This window comes from Aquimonas sp. (genome assembly GCF_044377145.1).
Lineage (GTDB): Bacteria > Pseudomonadota > Gammaproteobacteria > Xanthomonadales > Xanthomonadaceae > Aquimonas.
In genome coordinates, this window is record NZ_JBILJQ010000010.1 from 63,334 (window position 1) to 78,879 (window position 15,546).

Here is a 15,546-nt window from a genome sequence, read left to right on the forward strand (position 1 = left end):
CATTCGGATTCGAGGGAGGGGACCTGGCGCGGAACACGACCGCGCAGCCTGCGCAGCCTAGCCAGCCCCCGGGGGGCGGTCAATTGACGATGGTCACCGGTGATCGCCGCTGCTGGCGGCCATGTGCATGCTCAAGCTCGCCGCAAGCGGATGTGCGCCCAGCCCTGCGGCCTGCAGCGCTTGCAGTGCCTCTCGCCGCAAACTCGCGGCAGTAGCGTGTTCGCCCAGTGCCAGCGCCGCTGCCGCTGCGCGCGCGAGCCGACGGGCCACGTCGGCGGCAAGGCCCGGCGGCAGCGTTCGATCAGCGCCACGCAAACTCGCCAGCAAGGCCGCCGCCCGGGTCGGGTCGTCTGCCGCCAGCGCGCAGCTGGCCTCGGCCTCAACCGTGAGTGCGTGGTCTTCGACCGCGAGCACCGGGCTGAGCGCAAGTTCGGACTGCAGCCTGCGCAGCGCGGCTGAGCCGTCGCCTCCGCCATCGCACTCGGTGATCGCCAGCCAGGCTGCAGCGACCGCGCGCAGGCCCGCATACGGCGCCGGCCGCTGCGCCAGCAGCTCCAGCGCGCGGCTCAGAGCGGCGCGCGCCTCCGCGCTGGCGCCGCCCGCGGCCAGCGCGATGCCGCGGTTCCAGTGGTAAACGTCGTAGTCCTCGGCCCGGGCGAGCCCGCGCACCTGGGCGATTTCCGCATTGCCACGCTCGAACGCGATCCGCGCAGGCTCGAACTCGCCGCGCGCCAGCGCCAGCCGGCCGGTGCCGAGCCAAGCGCTGCCGCGGTACTCGCTGGGGGCGTCGAGCACCGCGTCAAAGATCGACAACGCTTCCGCGAAGGCTTCCGCGGCAGCGTCGAATCGGCCCAGCGCGCGCTCGCCATTGCCCAGATTGGCGAGCATCACGGCCACCCGCAGATGACGCGGCCCGTACAGCGCACGCATCAGCGCCAACGACTCGACGCGCAGCGCCTGCGCCTCGTCGTGCCGACCGAGCTGGCCGTAATAGATCGCCAGCGCGTTCACCAGCCGCTGACGGCTGCGCGGCGCCAGCGACGCGCCTGCCTCGGCCAGCAGCGGTTCGATCTGCGCCAGCGCCTGCGCGAACAGGCGCTGATCGCCGAACAGATGGCCGCGTTCGAGCCGAATCTCGGCCCACAGCTCGCTCCCGGCCAAAACGCCGAGGCGTTGTTCCGCGCGTGCCAAGGCGTCGAGTGCGCGCTCGGGCTCGCGCTGCTGTCGCTCCAGCTGCGCGCGCCGCAGCAGGGCACGTGCGGCGATCTCCGCCGCCAGCGCGGGCGTCGCGGTCAGCGTTTCCGAAAGGGCGAGGCTGGCGTCGACCAGGTGCCCGCCACGCGCCTGATCGCCGCGCGCGATCCACACCTGTGTGATCGAATCCAGCATGTCGGCGCGCACCTCGGGCTGACCCTGTGCATTCAGCGCCAGAGTTTCGGCTTCCTGCAGCAGCATCGCGGTGCTCGGCAATTCCTCCCGCGGCCGCCCGGGCACCTCGGTTTCGAACACGCCCTGCAGGAAGCCACGCAGCGCGTCAGCCCGGGCGCGACCCGCTTCGGCATCGGCGCGGGCGAGCTCGGCGGCCTGGCGCTCGCGCTCGGCGGCGGCCGCGCGCTCCAGCGCGATCGCGCTGCCGGTCAGCAGCGCCAGCACCGCGATCAGGCCCAGCGCGGCCGGCAGCCAGTGCCGCTTGAGCGTGCGACTGAAGCGGTACAGCAGGGTCGGCGCGCGTGCCTGCACGGCACGGCCGTCGTGCCAGCGCTGCAGATCGGCGGCCAGTGCTTCCACGCTCGGATAGCGACGCGCGGGGTCGCGTTCGAGCGCCTTCAGCACGATCGCGTCGAGGTCACCGCGCAGCAGCTGTACCGGCGGCAGATCCGGGTCTTCCACGCTGGCGCGACACCGCGACGGCTGGGTGATCGGCGCATCGGAATCGGTGCCGGAACGCGGCGGTTGCCCACACAGCAGGGTGTACAGCAGTGCGCCCAGGCCGAACACATCCATCGCCGTGGTGGCCGGCCCGCCGGTGAACTGTTCGGGCGCCGCATAGGCAGGCGAAAGCGCCCGCCAGCGGGTGGCGGTGGCTTCCGTATCGAACTCGTCCTCGGTCAAGCGAGCGATGCCGAAGTCGAGCAGCCGCACGTGTCCGCTGGCGTCGACCAGCACGTTCGAAGGCTTGATGTCGCGATGCACCACCAGGCTGCGATGGGCGTAGGCGACGGCCTCGCAGACCTGCAGCAGCAGCCCCACGCGGGCGCGCAGCTCCAGCCGCTGGTTTCTGCACCAGAGATCGATCGGCTGACCTTCAACCAGATTCATCGCCAGCCACAGACTGCCGTCCTCCGCGCTGCCCGCATCCAGCAGCGCAGCGATACGCGGGTGGTCGAGGCGGGCCAGGATCGCTTGCTCGCGGCGGAAGCGTTCAACACCCTCGGTCCGGGTCGCCAGCGGCAGCAGCTTCAGCGCCGCCTGCCGATGTGGCGCCTCGAAGCTGCGCGCGCGGTAGACCACCGCCATGCCGCCGCGTCCAAGCTCGTCCTCCAGCACCCAGCGCCCGAGTTGGCGTCCGCGCAGTGCCGCCGCCGGGGCCAGAACACCCGGGCCCGAACTCGCGTCGGCCGCTGAATCCGCCCGCAGCAGCTGCCGCACGCGCTGCTCCAGCTCCGGTGGCAGCGCGAGCGCCTGCAGCGCGTCCTCGCGCGCGTCGGGTTCCAGCTCAAGCAGCTGGTCGAAGACGCGATCGGCCGCGCGCCAGAGCGCCAGCTCAGCGGCGTCAGCGACCGCCGGTGGGATGCCGCGATCAGGGGTCGACATGCTCGCAACTCCTGCACGGTGGGCGGGCGCCAGGTGGCAGAGCATAGCGAGCGCGGACGCGGTGTCTGTTGGTCGCGCGGTTTCGCGTGTGTCTCCTGGCAGCAAGACCCGAACGCAGACCTGCGGACGGGGACGATCGCTCCGGAGGCCATCCATGTGCAACGCATCGATTGATTCGCTCAGCGGCCCACGCGCGCCGCTGGGTGTCCGCCAGGCCTGCGCCTTGCTGCTGCTCGCCCTATTGACGGCCGCACCGTGCGCGCAGGCGCTGGTGCTGCGGGTCGGCAGCGATGTCGCCTGCACCCATTCCAGCCTGCAGGCCGCCTTGAACGCGCTGCAGAACCAGCCGGGCTTGCATTCGGTGCTGATCAACAAAGGCACCTATGCGGTGCCCGACGGCATGGTCTACACGCCGAGCGTTGTCCAGACCGGCGTGCTGCTCGAAAGCGGCTACGACACCTGCAGCTCGGGGCTTTCAGGCGATCCCACGCTGGATGCAGACCGCGCCGTGTTCAACGGCAGCGGCGGCTCACCGCGCAGCGTGCTGGATCTGCGGCTGAACGGCCGCGTCGGCACCTTCCAGATGCGCCGCATCGTGTTGACCGGCGGCGACGCGGTTGGCAGTGGCGTCAATGCCTATGGCGGTGGGCTGGCGATCCGCGGCGGGTCTTCGGTGCTGCTGGGACGCGGCTTGAGCATTCGCAGCAACAGCGCGATCGACGGCGGCGGCGTGGTGCTGACCGGCAGCCTGGTGACCGTGTCTGAGCCGCTGGCGCGGGTCGACCTGTTTCTGACCGAAGGCGCGGAAATCGTCAGCAACACCGCCAGCGGTATGGGCGGTGGCCTCTACTGCGGCGGCATTCCGCCCGCTGGCGGCGTCGGCACCAGCCGCCACGGCAGCATCATCGCCAGCGACACGGTGATCGGCTTCAACCAGGCCGGCAGCGGCGCCGCCTTTCATTGCTTCGGCAGTCTCGAAGGCGGCGGCGGCCTGCAGCCGCGGCCGTCCGCGGCAGGCCTGGTCTGGATCGTAGGCAACCAGAGCAGTGCCGAAACCGGCGGCTGCGCGGCCGGCACCGGCACCCTCGACGCGAGCCAGCCGGCCACCGCCGGCGTGCGCGTGCTGGGTGCGGCCGACGACTCGCCAGCGCTGCTTGCGGTCAGCAGCAACACCGGCTTCAACCCGGGCCTGTGCCTGAGCGGCAGCTACCGCCTCGGCACGAGCACGCGCCCGCTGGGCGAGAGCCGGTTCCGGCTGCAGAACCTGGTGGTGGCGCAGCAGGCGGGCCGCGGCGTGCTCGGCCTGTCCGCCAGCAACGGGATCGATCTGGAGATACGGCCTTCGGGCAACGCGGTCAGCTGCAGCTTCTTCAACAGCGTGCCCTGCGTCAGCCTGCACAACAACGCGCCCGATACGGGGAGCACGGGCCGACTGGCTGGAGCTTCCAGCGGCGCCAGACTGCGATTGCAGCGAGCCAGCGTGCGTGACAACCAGGCCACGCAGAACATGTTCGCGGCGGTGGATGCCGATTCGCGGCTTCAGCTTGTTGCCAGCATCCTTGACGACAACTCGGTCACCGATGCCAGCGGCGTCGCGGGACGCTCGCTGTTCTACTCCGCCTTCGGCGGCACTGTGCTGCTCCTGAACACTACGGCGATCCTGCGCAGCGGGCTTGACCGCTTCTTCCGGCTCGACGATGCCGGTACCGCGGCGGCCTATGCCAGCATTCTCGCCTCGACCGTCAGCCCCGCGCCTGCCAACATCGGCGGCAACGATACGACCGCGCGCTTCACCCGCGGCTGGTGCGGCTTCTACCAGTCGACCGCGGATTTCGCCGCCCACGTGGTCGACCCCGATCCCACCCTCGGCAGCTTCACAACGCTACCGCCCTCGGCCTTCGACCTTGATCCGCAGACTTACGCCCCGCGCAGCCCCCAGCTGATCGACCGCTGTTCGATCACCACCAACTCGCGCGACTTCCACGGCGAGTCCTTCCACCTGCAGACGCGACCGGGCAGCATGGCCTTCACTGACATCGGTGCGGTTGAAGTGCAGCCGCAGATCGATGTGTTTGCCGATGGGTTTGAGGACCTCTGAAACCCGGACCTTGGTAGCCCTTGCCCGCTTCGAGCGGGACTCGGAGCGCGGGCTGATTGCGCGCCAGTTGCGACCGAGTGCGACGCACGAGGCTTGGCTCAAGAGCAAACACGCCCTTGCCTTGCTGTTCGAATGCGCGAGCGGCGAGGACGGCCCGAACAGGCGGCGCGGATGCCCCATCGGCGACCGCATCGCCGTCGGCGCGGGACAGATGCCGTCGCTGCGTCGTTCAGGAGTCGTCGAGCTGCACGCGCAGAAAGGCGCGCGCACGCTGCCAGTGGCGGCCGATGGTCTTGTCGCTGACGCCGCGCATCTCGGCGATCTCTTTCAGTTCAAGGCCGGCGAAGAAATGCAGCTCGACCAGTTCGCGCTGGGCTGGGTCGAGTTGGTCAAGCGCGTTGAGCGCAGCATCCAGCGCGAGCATGTCCACGCCACTGTCCATGTCCATCGCATCGGCGGCACCGAGGGTCAGCTCGAACTGGCCGCCGCCGCGCTTTTCGGTGTGCCTGGCCCGGTGCTGGTCCACCAGCACCGAGCGCATCGCCCGCGCTGCGCTGCCCATGAAGTGGGAGCGATCCTGCAGACCCAGCTCGCTGCTGTGGGCAAGGCGCAGATAGCACTCGTGTACCAATGCGGTCGCCCCGTGGGTGCTATCGACCAAGCGGGCGTGCGCCAGTCGGCGCAGCTCCGGGTAGAGCAGGGCAAACACTTGGTCGAGACAGCCGCGTTCGCCGGCGCGCGCGCGCGACAGCAGTTCGGTGATTTCGCCGGGAAGTGTCGGGGTGATCATGTTCGATTGGATACGGTGCCCCAGCATCAAGGCCGACGCGCAGATGGCGGCACCGGCAATGGTTGCCCCGGCTGCGGGCGCACTGCAAGGCCCGCCTGTGCGGCCTCTGCGCCTGCTTCTGATCCGCCCATCGCCTGAGAATCATGTTTCAATGCGCCCGCAAGCGGGGGTGTCCGGCGACAGCCGGGCTGAGAGAGTCCCTTTGAACCTGATCCGGCTCACACCGGCGTAGGGAGCTTCGAGCAGGGCCCGGCGCCGTCGCGCTGTGCCTGCACCTCGGCGCCGTCGCTTGGTTTTCCACTCCAAGGACACCCGCCATGAATGCCCTGCCCGAAGAATTCCAGCGCGCCACCGAAGCGCTGTCGACCGAAGTCACCCGCCCGATTCCCGGCTCGACCAAGATCCACGTCAGCGGCTCGCGCCCCGACCTGCGCGTGCCGATGCGCGAGATCCGCCAGTCGAACACGCCGGCATTGTTCGGTGCTGAACCGAACCCGGCGCTGACCGTGTACGACACCTCCGGCCCGTACACCGATTCAAGCGCGCGCATCGAGCTGAGCCAGGGCCTGCCGCGACTGCGCGAGGCCTGGATCGCCGAGCGTGGTGACACCGAGGTGCTGGCGGCGATCAGCTCCGAGTTCGGCCTGAAGCGCTTGCACGACGCCAAACTCGACAGCGTGCGCTTTCCGAACCTGGGCGCGCCGCGGCGGGCCAAGGCGGGTGCGAATGTCAGCCAGATGCACTACGCCAAGCGCGGCATCATCACCCCGGAAATGGAGTTCGTCGCTATCCGCGAGAACCAGCGCCGCGAGGCCCTGGTCGAGCACGCGCGCAGCCATGGCTTGAGCAAGGGCCGCATGCACCCGGGCGAGGATTTCGGCGCCAGCCTGCCGGGCCTGATCACACCTGAGTTCGTGCGCGACGAGATCGCCCGCGGCCGCGCCATCCTGCCCAACAACATCAATCACCCCGAGAGCGAGCCGATGATCATCGGCCGCAACTTCCTGGTGAAGATCAACGCGAATATCGGCAACAGCGCGGTGACCTCGTCGATCGCTGAAGAAGTCGAGAAGATGGTGTGGTCGATCCGCTGGGGCGCCGATACGGTGATGGATCTCTCCACCGGCAAGCACATCCACGAAACCCGCGAGTGGATCCTGCGCAACTCGCCGGTGCCGATCGGCACCGTGCCGATCTACCAGGCGCTGGAGAAAGTCGGCGGCCGCGCTGAAGAGCTGACCTGGGAACTGTTCCGCGACACACTGATCGAGCAGGCCGAGCAGGGCGTCGACTACTTCACCATCCATGCCGGCGTGCGCCTGGCCTACATTCCGCTGACCGCCAAGCGCGTCACCGGTATCGTCAGCCGCGGCGGATCGATCATGGCCAAGTGGTGCCTGGCGCATCACAAGGAGAGCTTCCTCTACACGCGTTTCGAGGAGATCTGCGAGATCATGCAGGCCTATGACGTCGCCTTCTCGCTGGGCGACGGCCTGCGCCCCGGCTCGATTGCAGATGCCAACGACGCTGCCCAGTTCGGCGAGCTCGAAACCCTGGGCGAGCTGACCAAGATCGCCTGGAAGCACGACATCCAGACCATGATCGAAGGCCCCGGCCACGTGCCGATGCAGCTGATCAAGGAGAACATGGACAAGCAGCTGCGCGAGTGCGGCGAGGCGCCGTTCTACACGCTTGGGCCGCTGACCACCGACATCGCGCCCGGCTACGACCACATCACCAGCGCGATCGGCGCGGCGATGATCGGCTGGTACGGCACCGCGATGCTCTGCTACGTCACACCGAAGGAGCACCTCGGCCTGCCCAACAAGCAGGACGTACGCGACGGCATCATCACCTACAAGATTGCGGCGCATGCGGCGGATCTGGCCAAGGGCCATCCCTCGGCGCAGATGCGCGACAACGCGCTGTCCAAAGCCCGCTTCGAATTCCGCTGGGAAGACCAGTTCAACCTCGGCCTCGATCCGGAAAAAGCGCAGGAATTCCATGACGAAACCCTGCCCAAGGACGCCCACAAGACCGCCCACTTCTGCTCGATGTGCGGGCCGAACTTCTGCTCGATGAAGATCACCCAGGACGTCCGCGACTACGCCGCCGACCAGGGCGTGGCCGATGCCGCCGAAGCGCTGGAGCGCGGCATGGCCGAGAAGGCGGCGGAGTTCCGGGCACAGGGCGGTGAGGTGTATCGCAAGGCCTGAGTCCCTGTGGGCACCATCCGCCTGCTGCGGCCGCCACGGACATCGCGAGGTGGCCGCGGTACGGCGGATCGATTTCAGACGCGCTCAGCGCGGCGGGCGTTGCAGTCATGCACCCAAGGCCACAGGCGCCGGTGGTCTGTCCGTCGGTGCAGGTTTCAAGGGCGCCGAAGTCTGCGCTGCTCTGGTGCTGTGCGGACGGAGGGCTCGAAGCCGGCGCGAGCGTGGAGCCAAGGCGTGTCAGCCCGATCCGCGAGCGCGCTGGCACGTGGCCCGCAGCAGCGCTGAGCTTCGGCGTTGCCAGGGATCGAAGCGCCCGCTGCCGCGGCAGCGGGATCGATGCGCTCGCGACGCCATCTCGCAGCGGCTGCCGGCGTTTCGCGTGCCGGCAGCCGAATACCATGAGTCACAAGCTGACAGCGTTGTCAGGCTGCAGCGAGGCAGGCAGAATCCGCCCGGGGCGTCCGCACAACGCGGATCGCAGGGGAGGTGTGTCATGGGTTCCAGCTATTCGCCAGCCGCGGTCGTTGCGGCCGACAAGGGAGGCGCGACCAACACGCGCGCGCTCGTCATCGTCACGCTGCTGTTCTTCATGTGGGGTCTGTTGACGTCCTTGAACGACGTGTTGATCCCGCACCTCAAGTCGATCTACACCCTGAGCTACGTGCAGGCGATGCTGGTGCAGTTCTGCTTCTTCGGCGCGTACTTCGTGGTCTCGTTGCCTGCGGGCGGACTCGTGAAGCGCATCGGCTACCAGAGTGGTGCGGTGGCGGGCCTGGTGATCGCCGCGGGCGGCTGCCTGCTGTTCTACCCGGCAGCCACCAGCGGCTACGGCCTGTTCCTGTTCGCGCTTTTCGTGCTGGCCTCGGGCATCACCATCCTGCAGGTGGCGGCGAATCCCTACGTCACCCTGCTGGGTCAGCCGCGCACCGCCTCCAGCCGCTTGACCTTGACCCAGGCCTTCAACTCGCTGGGCACCACCGTGGGTCCGATTTTTGGCGGCGCCTTGATTCTCGGCGGCGCGGTGTTGCTGAGCGACGTCGAACTCGCCGCGATGGACGAGGTGCAGCGCGCCGCCCACCGCGCCGCGGAAGCGGCCACCGTCCGCGGTCCCTACTTGCTGTTGGCCGGCGCCCTGCTCGTGCTGGCGATTGCATTCGCTTTCGCGAAGCTGCCGAAGGTCGTCCAGGAGGCCGACGCCGTCGATGGAGGTTCAGCCTGGGACGTGCTGCGTCACCGCAATCTGCTGCTCGGCGCCATCGCGATCTTCCTGTATGTCGGTGCCGAAGTGAGCATCGGCAGTTTCCTGATCAACTTTCTTGGCGAGCCGCAGATCGCTGGCCTCGATCACGCCAGCGCGGCCCACTATGTCGCCTACTACTGGGGCGGCGCGATGGTCGGCCGCTTCATCGGTTTCGCGGTGATGCGCAAAGTCAGCCCCGGCCTGACGCTCGGGTTCAACGCAGCCTGCGCAATCGTGCTCATCCTCGCCGCTGTGCTCGGCGAAGGCGCGCTGGCGATGTGGGCGATCATCGGCGTCGGCCTGTTCAACTCGATCATGTTCCCGACCATTTTCAGCATCGCGCTGCACGGGCTCGGCGTGCGTACCGGCCAGGCCTCTGGCGTGCTCTGCATGGCGATTGTCGGTGGAGCGCTGGTGCCGTTTGCACAGGGATTCATGGCGGATAGCGCAGGCCTGCAGCTCTCATTCGTCGTGCCGATGCTCTGCTACGGGTTCATCCTGTACTTCGGCCTGCGCTATGCGAAGGCTTTCCAGGGCAACGCCTTGAGCTGAGTTGGGGCAAGGCTGATCAAGCCCGTCCTCGTTCGATCAGTGGTCGCGAGTCCGGCACATGTCCGGACTCGTTCGGCTGCGGCAAGGCTACGCCGTCGCTGCGCCCGGTCACGCCTGCTCGAACATTGGGTGCTCGATCCGCGAGCGCGCCCTGCATGGCGCGCGGCAACGCTGAATGCTTCGGCGTTGCCCCAGGATGACCGCTCTGAAATGACGACGCTCGGTGCGGCTGCCGAAACCTCGCATCTGCCGTTTCCAGCCTTTGCAGTGTCCATGCGTTGCCGCGCATCACTGCGCCCCGCGCTCACTCGCGACCGACGCCGGGCGCCGCTCGCGCCGGCTGACGCGGTCAAGCGTGTCGGTGCACGCGGTCCGCGCGGTGCCGGCGCATGATCGCTCAGCCCACGTGGCCGCTCCGCTGGCGATAGATGACATAGCCCGCCGCCACGCACAGCACCAGCACGGCCGGCAGCAGCAGGGCGCGATAGCCGAGCCAAGCGAAGGCAAGACCGCCGGCGAGGCCGCCGCTGGCGAAGCCAGCGATCACGTACAGGCTGAGCGTGATGCGCTTGCCCTCGACCGGCATGCCGCGCAGCCAGTGGCCGAGGAAAATGCCGAGGTCGGTGAACATTCCGGACACGTGGGTGGTGCGCACCACGGCGCCGCTGTAGGTGCTGACCATCGCGTTCTGGATACCGCAGGCCAGCGCTGCGGCATACAGGCCCAGCGCTTGGCCGGACTCGAACAGCGGCACCGCGGCGGCCAGCAGCAGGCCGACCAGGGCCAGGGCGACGCCGTAGCGCCGGCCGAGCTTGAGCGTGCTGTCCTGAATAAGAAACCCGCTCAGCACCGCGCCGCCGAAGAAGGCCGCGATGATCACGCCGAAGTGCAGCGCACCGCCGATGTCGCCCCGCGCCAGCGCAGCGGCGGCGATCGAGGTGTTGCCGGTCAGGTGCGACACCGACTGATGCTCGAAGCTGAGCAAGGCGACCACATTGACCATGCCGGCCACCATCGCCAGCAAGGCAGCGCCGCTCCAGACCCAGCGCGGCAAGCGGCTGATCACGGCCGGACTCCTGGGGTGTTGGAAGCGTCGGTCATTGGCACGGTCGCGGGTGCCGCCTGGATGTGCAGGTGGCAGTCTAGTGCAGTGCTTCGCACCGTATCGAATGCGTCTGCGGCGTCCTTTCGCGGCTGGCGGCGTTGCTCCTCCTCGCCATAGCGCTGACATGACTCGTCGTCGCGCCTTGCCAGCCACGTACAGCCACTCGCTGTCACTGTCCGGCAATCAAGAATCACCACACCAGTGCTCGGCGCGCGGCCCGCCGTCAGTGACTCGATGCAATGCGGCGCCATCGTGGTTCGCGCGGCGCTGCAATGGCGCCACCCAGCCGCTGCCCCGCGCTCGATTGTCGTCACGATTCGCCGGCACCCAGTCTGTTCCTGTCACGCGAGGACCACTCGCGGCCAGTGTCGACGCCACCGGCACGGCTGATGCATGCCTTGGCAGATCGCCACCGCGCACGCCTCGGGTCTGGCGCGGTGCCTGCCGCAGCCCTCGATCAAGGTCAAGGCACCCGTTTCGATTGCCTCCGATGTCTGTAGACGATTCCCTTCAGCCAACAACGCCGACCCGCGCCCGCATCGCCGCGCTCGGGCAGGCGCTGCTGCTTGGCCTGGCAGTGGCCGGGCTGTCGGCGCTGTCGCTGTGGCTGACCCGGATGGAGTCGGGCGTGGCTGCGGTATGGCTGGCGAACGGGCTGGCGACCGCGGTGCTGCTGTCGCGCCGATACAGCCAATGGCGGGGTCTGCTGCTGGCGATCCTGGCCGGCTTGCTGCTGCCGCGCGTCGTGCTGGAAGGAATGCAGGGGTTGGCGCTGTCGGCGATGAACCTGCTGGAGGTTTTCTGCATCGCGGCGCTTACCCGGCGTTTCGGCGGTGAACTGTTGGAGCCCAGCCAGCGCCTGCAGGCGGCGCGCGTCGCTGGCCTGGCGACGCTCGCGGCCACGGCGGCCTCGGCCAGCCTTGCTCTGGTGATCCTGCTGCTGCAGGACGCGCAGGGCGATGCAGCGCTGAGCCGCTGGCTGAGCTGGTTTGGCGCACATCTGCTGGGCATGGTGCTGGCCGGCAGCCTGGCTCTCGCGGTGATCGGGATGAAATCGGGCGCCATTGGTCAGCCGGGTCGGCGTCGGCAATTCATGCAGCTGTGGCTGCTGCTGGTCGCGGTGCTGCTGTGCGTGATGCTGCAGAACAGATACCCGCTGCTGTTCCTGCCCCTGCTGCCGCTGATGTTGCTGACCTTCCGCACCGGCATGGCCGGTGCGGTGGTCGGCGTGCTGACCCTGGCCGTGGCCAGCTCGATTGCGGCCGCAGTCGGCAGCGGGCCGTTCCATCTGATCTATGCCGACACCCTGCTGGCGCGTTCGCTGGTGCTGCAGGTGTACGTGCTGTCGGCCTGGCTGCTGGCGCTGCCGCTGGCCCTGCTGCTGGCCGAACGCAGCCGGATGGCGCGGCTGGTTGAGCGCAGCGAATCGCGCTATCGGTTGCTGGCCGAGCATTCGCGTGATCTGGTGGTGCGCCTCGGCAGCGACGGGCGGCGTCGCTACGTGTCGCGTTCGTCCGAGGCGCTGCTCGGCTTCAGCCCCGAGCAGCTGGTGCAGGCGCGCTGGGATCTGGTGCATCCGGACGACAGCGTCATGTTGGCGCGGCGCCTGGCCGCACTGTTCACCGATGGCGGCACCGCGCGGGTGCAGTTCCGGGTCCAGCACCGTGAGGGCCACTGGGTGTGGATCGAGGCCTTGGCCGAGCGCGTGCCGGCCGAGGACGGGGTCGGCTTTGATGTCGTCTACTCCGGCCGCGATGTCAGCGAACGCGTAAAGGCCGAGCAGGCACTGGAGGCCTTGGCGCGCACCGATGCGCTGACCGGCCTGCCCAACCGTCGCCAGTTCGAGGATCGGCTGCAGCGCGCGTTGGCCCGATCGAGCCGCTATCGGATGCCGCTGGCCCTGTTTGCGCTCGATCTCGATCATTTCAAGCAGATCAACGACAGCCTCGGCCACGCCGCCGGCGATCAGGCCCTGCGGGCGTTCGCCGAGCGCATTCGCAGCAGCGTGTATGAAGTCGACGTGGTGGCGCGCATGGGTGGCGACGAGTTCATGGTGCTGATGGAGCACATCGACGCGGCCGCCATCGCGCTGCAGGCCGCGCACAAACTGCTGGCGGCGATGCAGCAGCCGATGGTGCTGGGCGGCGAAACCCGCCAGGTTGGCACCAGCATCGGCATCGTGTTCTGTGCCTCACCGCAGGATGCCGACAGCCTGATCGCCGCCGCCGATGCTGCCCTGTATCGGGCCAAGGCGAAGGGCAGGGGCACGGTTGAACTGGTCCAGCAGTAGGCACCTCGGGAGCCCAGCGCGGACGAACAATCCGAACGCGGCATGAGGTGCGCAACGCTTTCGCGTGAACTCAGCGCCGCAGGTCTTCGATCACGCTGCCGATGCGCAGAAAGGTCGCGCCCTCGCCCGAGCTGACCCGGCCGTAGCCGAGGAAGACCGGGCCGAGAATGGTGTCGGCGCCCAGGAACACGCTGCCCGCGTAGTCGAGATCGCCGACGCTCGGGTGCTCGATCGGCAGCCAGTTCTGTCCGGCCTCGATGCTGCCGCCGAGGTAGAGCGGCACGGTGCCGAGGCCCATACCGTTCAAACGCCGATAGAACAGCGCGCGCGCCAGCACCGAGCGGGTGCCGACGCGTTCGCTCTCGCCGATCCCGGACAGCTGGCCGAAGCCGCCCAGAAAGGTCAGCGCTTCGTCGGTGTCGGTGCCCTGCAGCGCCCAGTCGGCGCGGAAGCCGAGCAGCACGGTCAAGGGTGAGAACTGCAGGGGGCGGTCGGCGCGGATGCGCAGCACATCGGCATCGGCGTCCGAGCCCAGCGCTGAGCGATACAGCTGCGCGGCCAGATCAACCCGCGCGCCGCGGCTGGGGAAGCCGACTTCATCGAGGCTGTCATACGTGGCCGCCAGCACCAGGCTGCCGAGGTCGGACTTCAGTCTGGCCGGCAGCTCGTCGCTGCCGATCACCCGCTGCAGCCGGCGTGTACCCAGCTGGTGGCCGATCGACAGTTGCCAGCGCGGGTCGGGATAGAAGCCGACCTCACCGCCGACGCGGGTGCTGCGGTTGCTGTAGTCGGCGACGCGCTGGCCGAGCAGCTCCAGCGGCTGGCGGGTGGCTTCGTAGTCGGCAAAGGTCTGCAGGTAGTAGCGGCCATCGCCGCCGAGCGGCTGGTGCAGCTCGGTCAACAGGCCCGAGCGCTGGCCGATGTTGACCTGGTTGCGCCACTCGCGGCCGCGCGAATCGAGCCCGGTCAGGCGCAGATCGGCGGTCAGCTGATAGCTGCTGCGGCCGCTGAAATCGTCGCCAACCGCAAAGCCGAAACGCAGATAGCCCGGGCCCCAGCCCTTGTCGATCGGCTCGACCAGCAGGATCGCGTCCTCGCCTTCGCGGCGCAGGCGGTAGCCGACCCGCTCGAAATCGCCGATCGCCATGGTCTGGTCGAGCCGGGTTTCCAGCAGGTCGAGATCGAGCTCGCCCGGCAGCAGGGTGCCGAGCAGTTTGGCGACACGACGGGACGACTGCGAGCGCAGCTCGTCGACCTCGATCCGGCTGAAGTGCAGGGCCGCACCGGGTGGACGCGTGCGCGCCGCCAGATGCGCCACCCACCCGGCCTCGTCCAGCGCCAGCGCCTGCAGCTGAGGCAAGGCCGCTTCGGCCGCCTGACGGCCGATCGCGATCGCCCGCGCATTGGCCTCGAAGTCCGCCGAGGACAGATCGCCCAGCTCGGGGCGGATCAGCACATCGGTGCTGGACAGGGTCGCCAGCGCGCGGTCGGTCTGCTGCTTCATCAGCACCGACACCATCTGCAGCGAGATCGACAGCGGTGAGCCGAGTTGTTCCTCGCTGAGCAGGGGCGCGCCGACGTCGATCACGATCAGCCGTTCGGCGCCCTGGGCGCGGGCGACAGCGATCGGCACGTTGTCGACGATGCCGCCATCAACCATCAGCCGATCATTGACCCGCAGCGGCGCAAACACGCCCGGCACCGCCATGCTGGCGCGCATCGCGGCGGCCAGATCACCACTTTCGAGCACCGCGCGTTCGCCGTTGACGATGTCGGTGGCGACCGCGGCAAACGGAATCGGTAGCTCCTTGAACGACTCGACGCCGGCCACATCGAGCGTATGGCGACGCAGCCACAGCAGCAGGCGTTGGCCCTGCAGGGCGCCGCGCGGCACCATCAGTCGACGCTCGCGCAGGCCCAGTTCGGCCTTGCTCAGGTTGGCGAGATCGTCGCGTTTGCGCCGCATCGGCCGGCTGCCGCGGTCGCCGGAATCGCGGAACATGCGCGGCCAGTCGATCGCCTGCAGCAGTTCCTCCAACTGGTTGGCCGAGCGCCCGCTGGCGTACATCCCGCCGACCAGCGCGCCCATGCTGGTGCCGGCCACGCTGTCGACCGGAATCCGGTGCTCCTCCAGCACCTGCAGTACACCGATATGGGCGGCGCCGCGCGCGCCGCCGCCGCCCAGCACCAGGCCGATGCGCGGCCGTGCGCTCTCAACGCGAGCGGCGCCTTCGCTCGTGCTCGCTGCTGCAATCGATGCCGGCTCGGCGAGCGGTGACTGCGCCTGCGCACAGCAGAACATCATCAAGCCCACGCACAGACCCTTGACCCGACTTGCCGCTGAAACACCCATAACCCGCTCCACCACCCACGACCGTGGCCGGCAGGATGCCCAAGCGGCGACGGCTTTGCCACGCCGATGCGGCGCACGTATCGATCTT

The 15,546-nt window shown here is 68.7% G+C and carries 8 protein-coding genes and 1 riboswitch; of the genes, 4 read left to right on the top strand and 4 right to left on the bottom strand.

The window, feature by feature from the left end:
• Nucleotides 1-93: 93 nt before the first annotated feature.
• The gene (locus tag ACIQ7H_RS05270; protein ID WP_395789116.1) at nucleotides 94-2,814 is read right to left on the bottom strand and encodes a protein kinase; all 2,721 of its coding nucleotides are present in this window, start codon (nucleotides 2,812-2,814) and stop codon (nucleotides 94-96) included.
• A 154-nt stretch (nucleotides 2,815-2,968) separates the two neighbouring features.
• Between ACIQ7H_RS05270 and ACIQ7H_RS05275 the strand changes: the two genes are divergently transcribed.
• Nucleotides 2,969-4,912, top strand: a complete 1,944-nt coding sequence (locus ACIQ7H_RS05275) for a hypothetical protein (RefSeq protein ID WP_395789118.1) — start codon at nucleotides 2,969-2,971, stop codon at nucleotides 4,910-4,912.
• A 229-nt stretch (nucleotides 4,913-5,141) separates the two neighbouring features.
• Here ACIQ7H_RS05275 and ACIQ7H_RS05280 read toward each other — a convergent pair whose 3' ends face one another.
• Nucleotides 5,142-5,702 (bottom strand): ECF-type sigma factor, encoded by a 561-nt coding sequence (locus tag ACIQ7H_RS05280; protein ID WP_395789120.1) that lies wholly within the window; start codon nucleotides 5,700-5,702, stop codon nucleotides 5,142-5,144.
• 155 nt (nucleotides 5,703-5,857) lie between these two features.
• Nucleotides 5,858-5,954: riboswitch (TPP riboswitch) on the top strand.
• Nucleotides 5,955-6,019: 65 nt separating this feature from the next.
• Here ACIQ7H_RS05280 and thiC point away from each other — a divergent pair.
• On the top strand, nucleotides 6,020-7,918 hold the full coding sequence (gene thiC, locus ACIQ7H_RS05285; RefSeq protein WP_395789122.1) for a phosphomethylpyrimidine synthase ThiC: 1,899 nt from the start codon (nucleotides 6,020-6,022) through the stop codon (nucleotides 7,916-7,918).
• A gap of 493 nt (nucleotides 7,919-8,411) precedes the next feature.
• Complete coding sequence (locus ACIQ7H_RS05290; protein ID WP_395789124.1) at nucleotides 8,412-9,710, top strand: sugar MFS transporter; 1,299 nt, start codon at nucleotides 8,412-8,414, stop codon at nucleotides 9,708-9,710.
• Between the two features lie 397 nt (nucleotides 9,711-10,107).
• Here the strand turns inward: ACIQ7H_RS05290 and ACIQ7H_RS05295 are convergent, their stop codons facing one another.
• Nucleotides 10,108-10,776 carry a YoaK family protein gene (locus ACIQ7H_RS05295; protein WP_395789126.1) on the bottom strand — a complete coding sequence of 223 codons (669 nt, stop codon included), beginning with the start codon at nucleotides 10,774-10,776 and terminating at the stop codon, nucleotides 10,108-10,110.
• Nucleotides 10,777-11,305: 529 nt separating this feature from the next.
• Between ACIQ7H_RS05295 and ACIQ7H_RS05300 the strand changes: the two genes are divergently transcribed.
• A complete protein-coding gene (locus ACIQ7H_RS05300; RefSeq protein WP_395789128.1) occupies nucleotides 11,306-13,105 on the top strand; it encodes a diguanylate cyclase domain-containing protein in 1,800 nt (599 codons plus the stop codon).
• Between the two features lie 70 nt (nucleotides 13,106-13,175).
• Here ACIQ7H_RS05300 and ACIQ7H_RS05305 read toward each other — a convergent pair whose 3' ends face one another.
• On the bottom strand, nucleotides 13,176-15,458 hold the full coding sequence (locus tag ACIQ7H_RS05305) for a patatin-like phospholipase family protein (protein ID WP_395789130.1): 2,283 nt from the start codon (nucleotides 15,456-15,458) through the stop codon (nucleotides 13,176-13,178).
• Nucleotides 15,459-15,546: the final 88 nt, after the last annotated feature.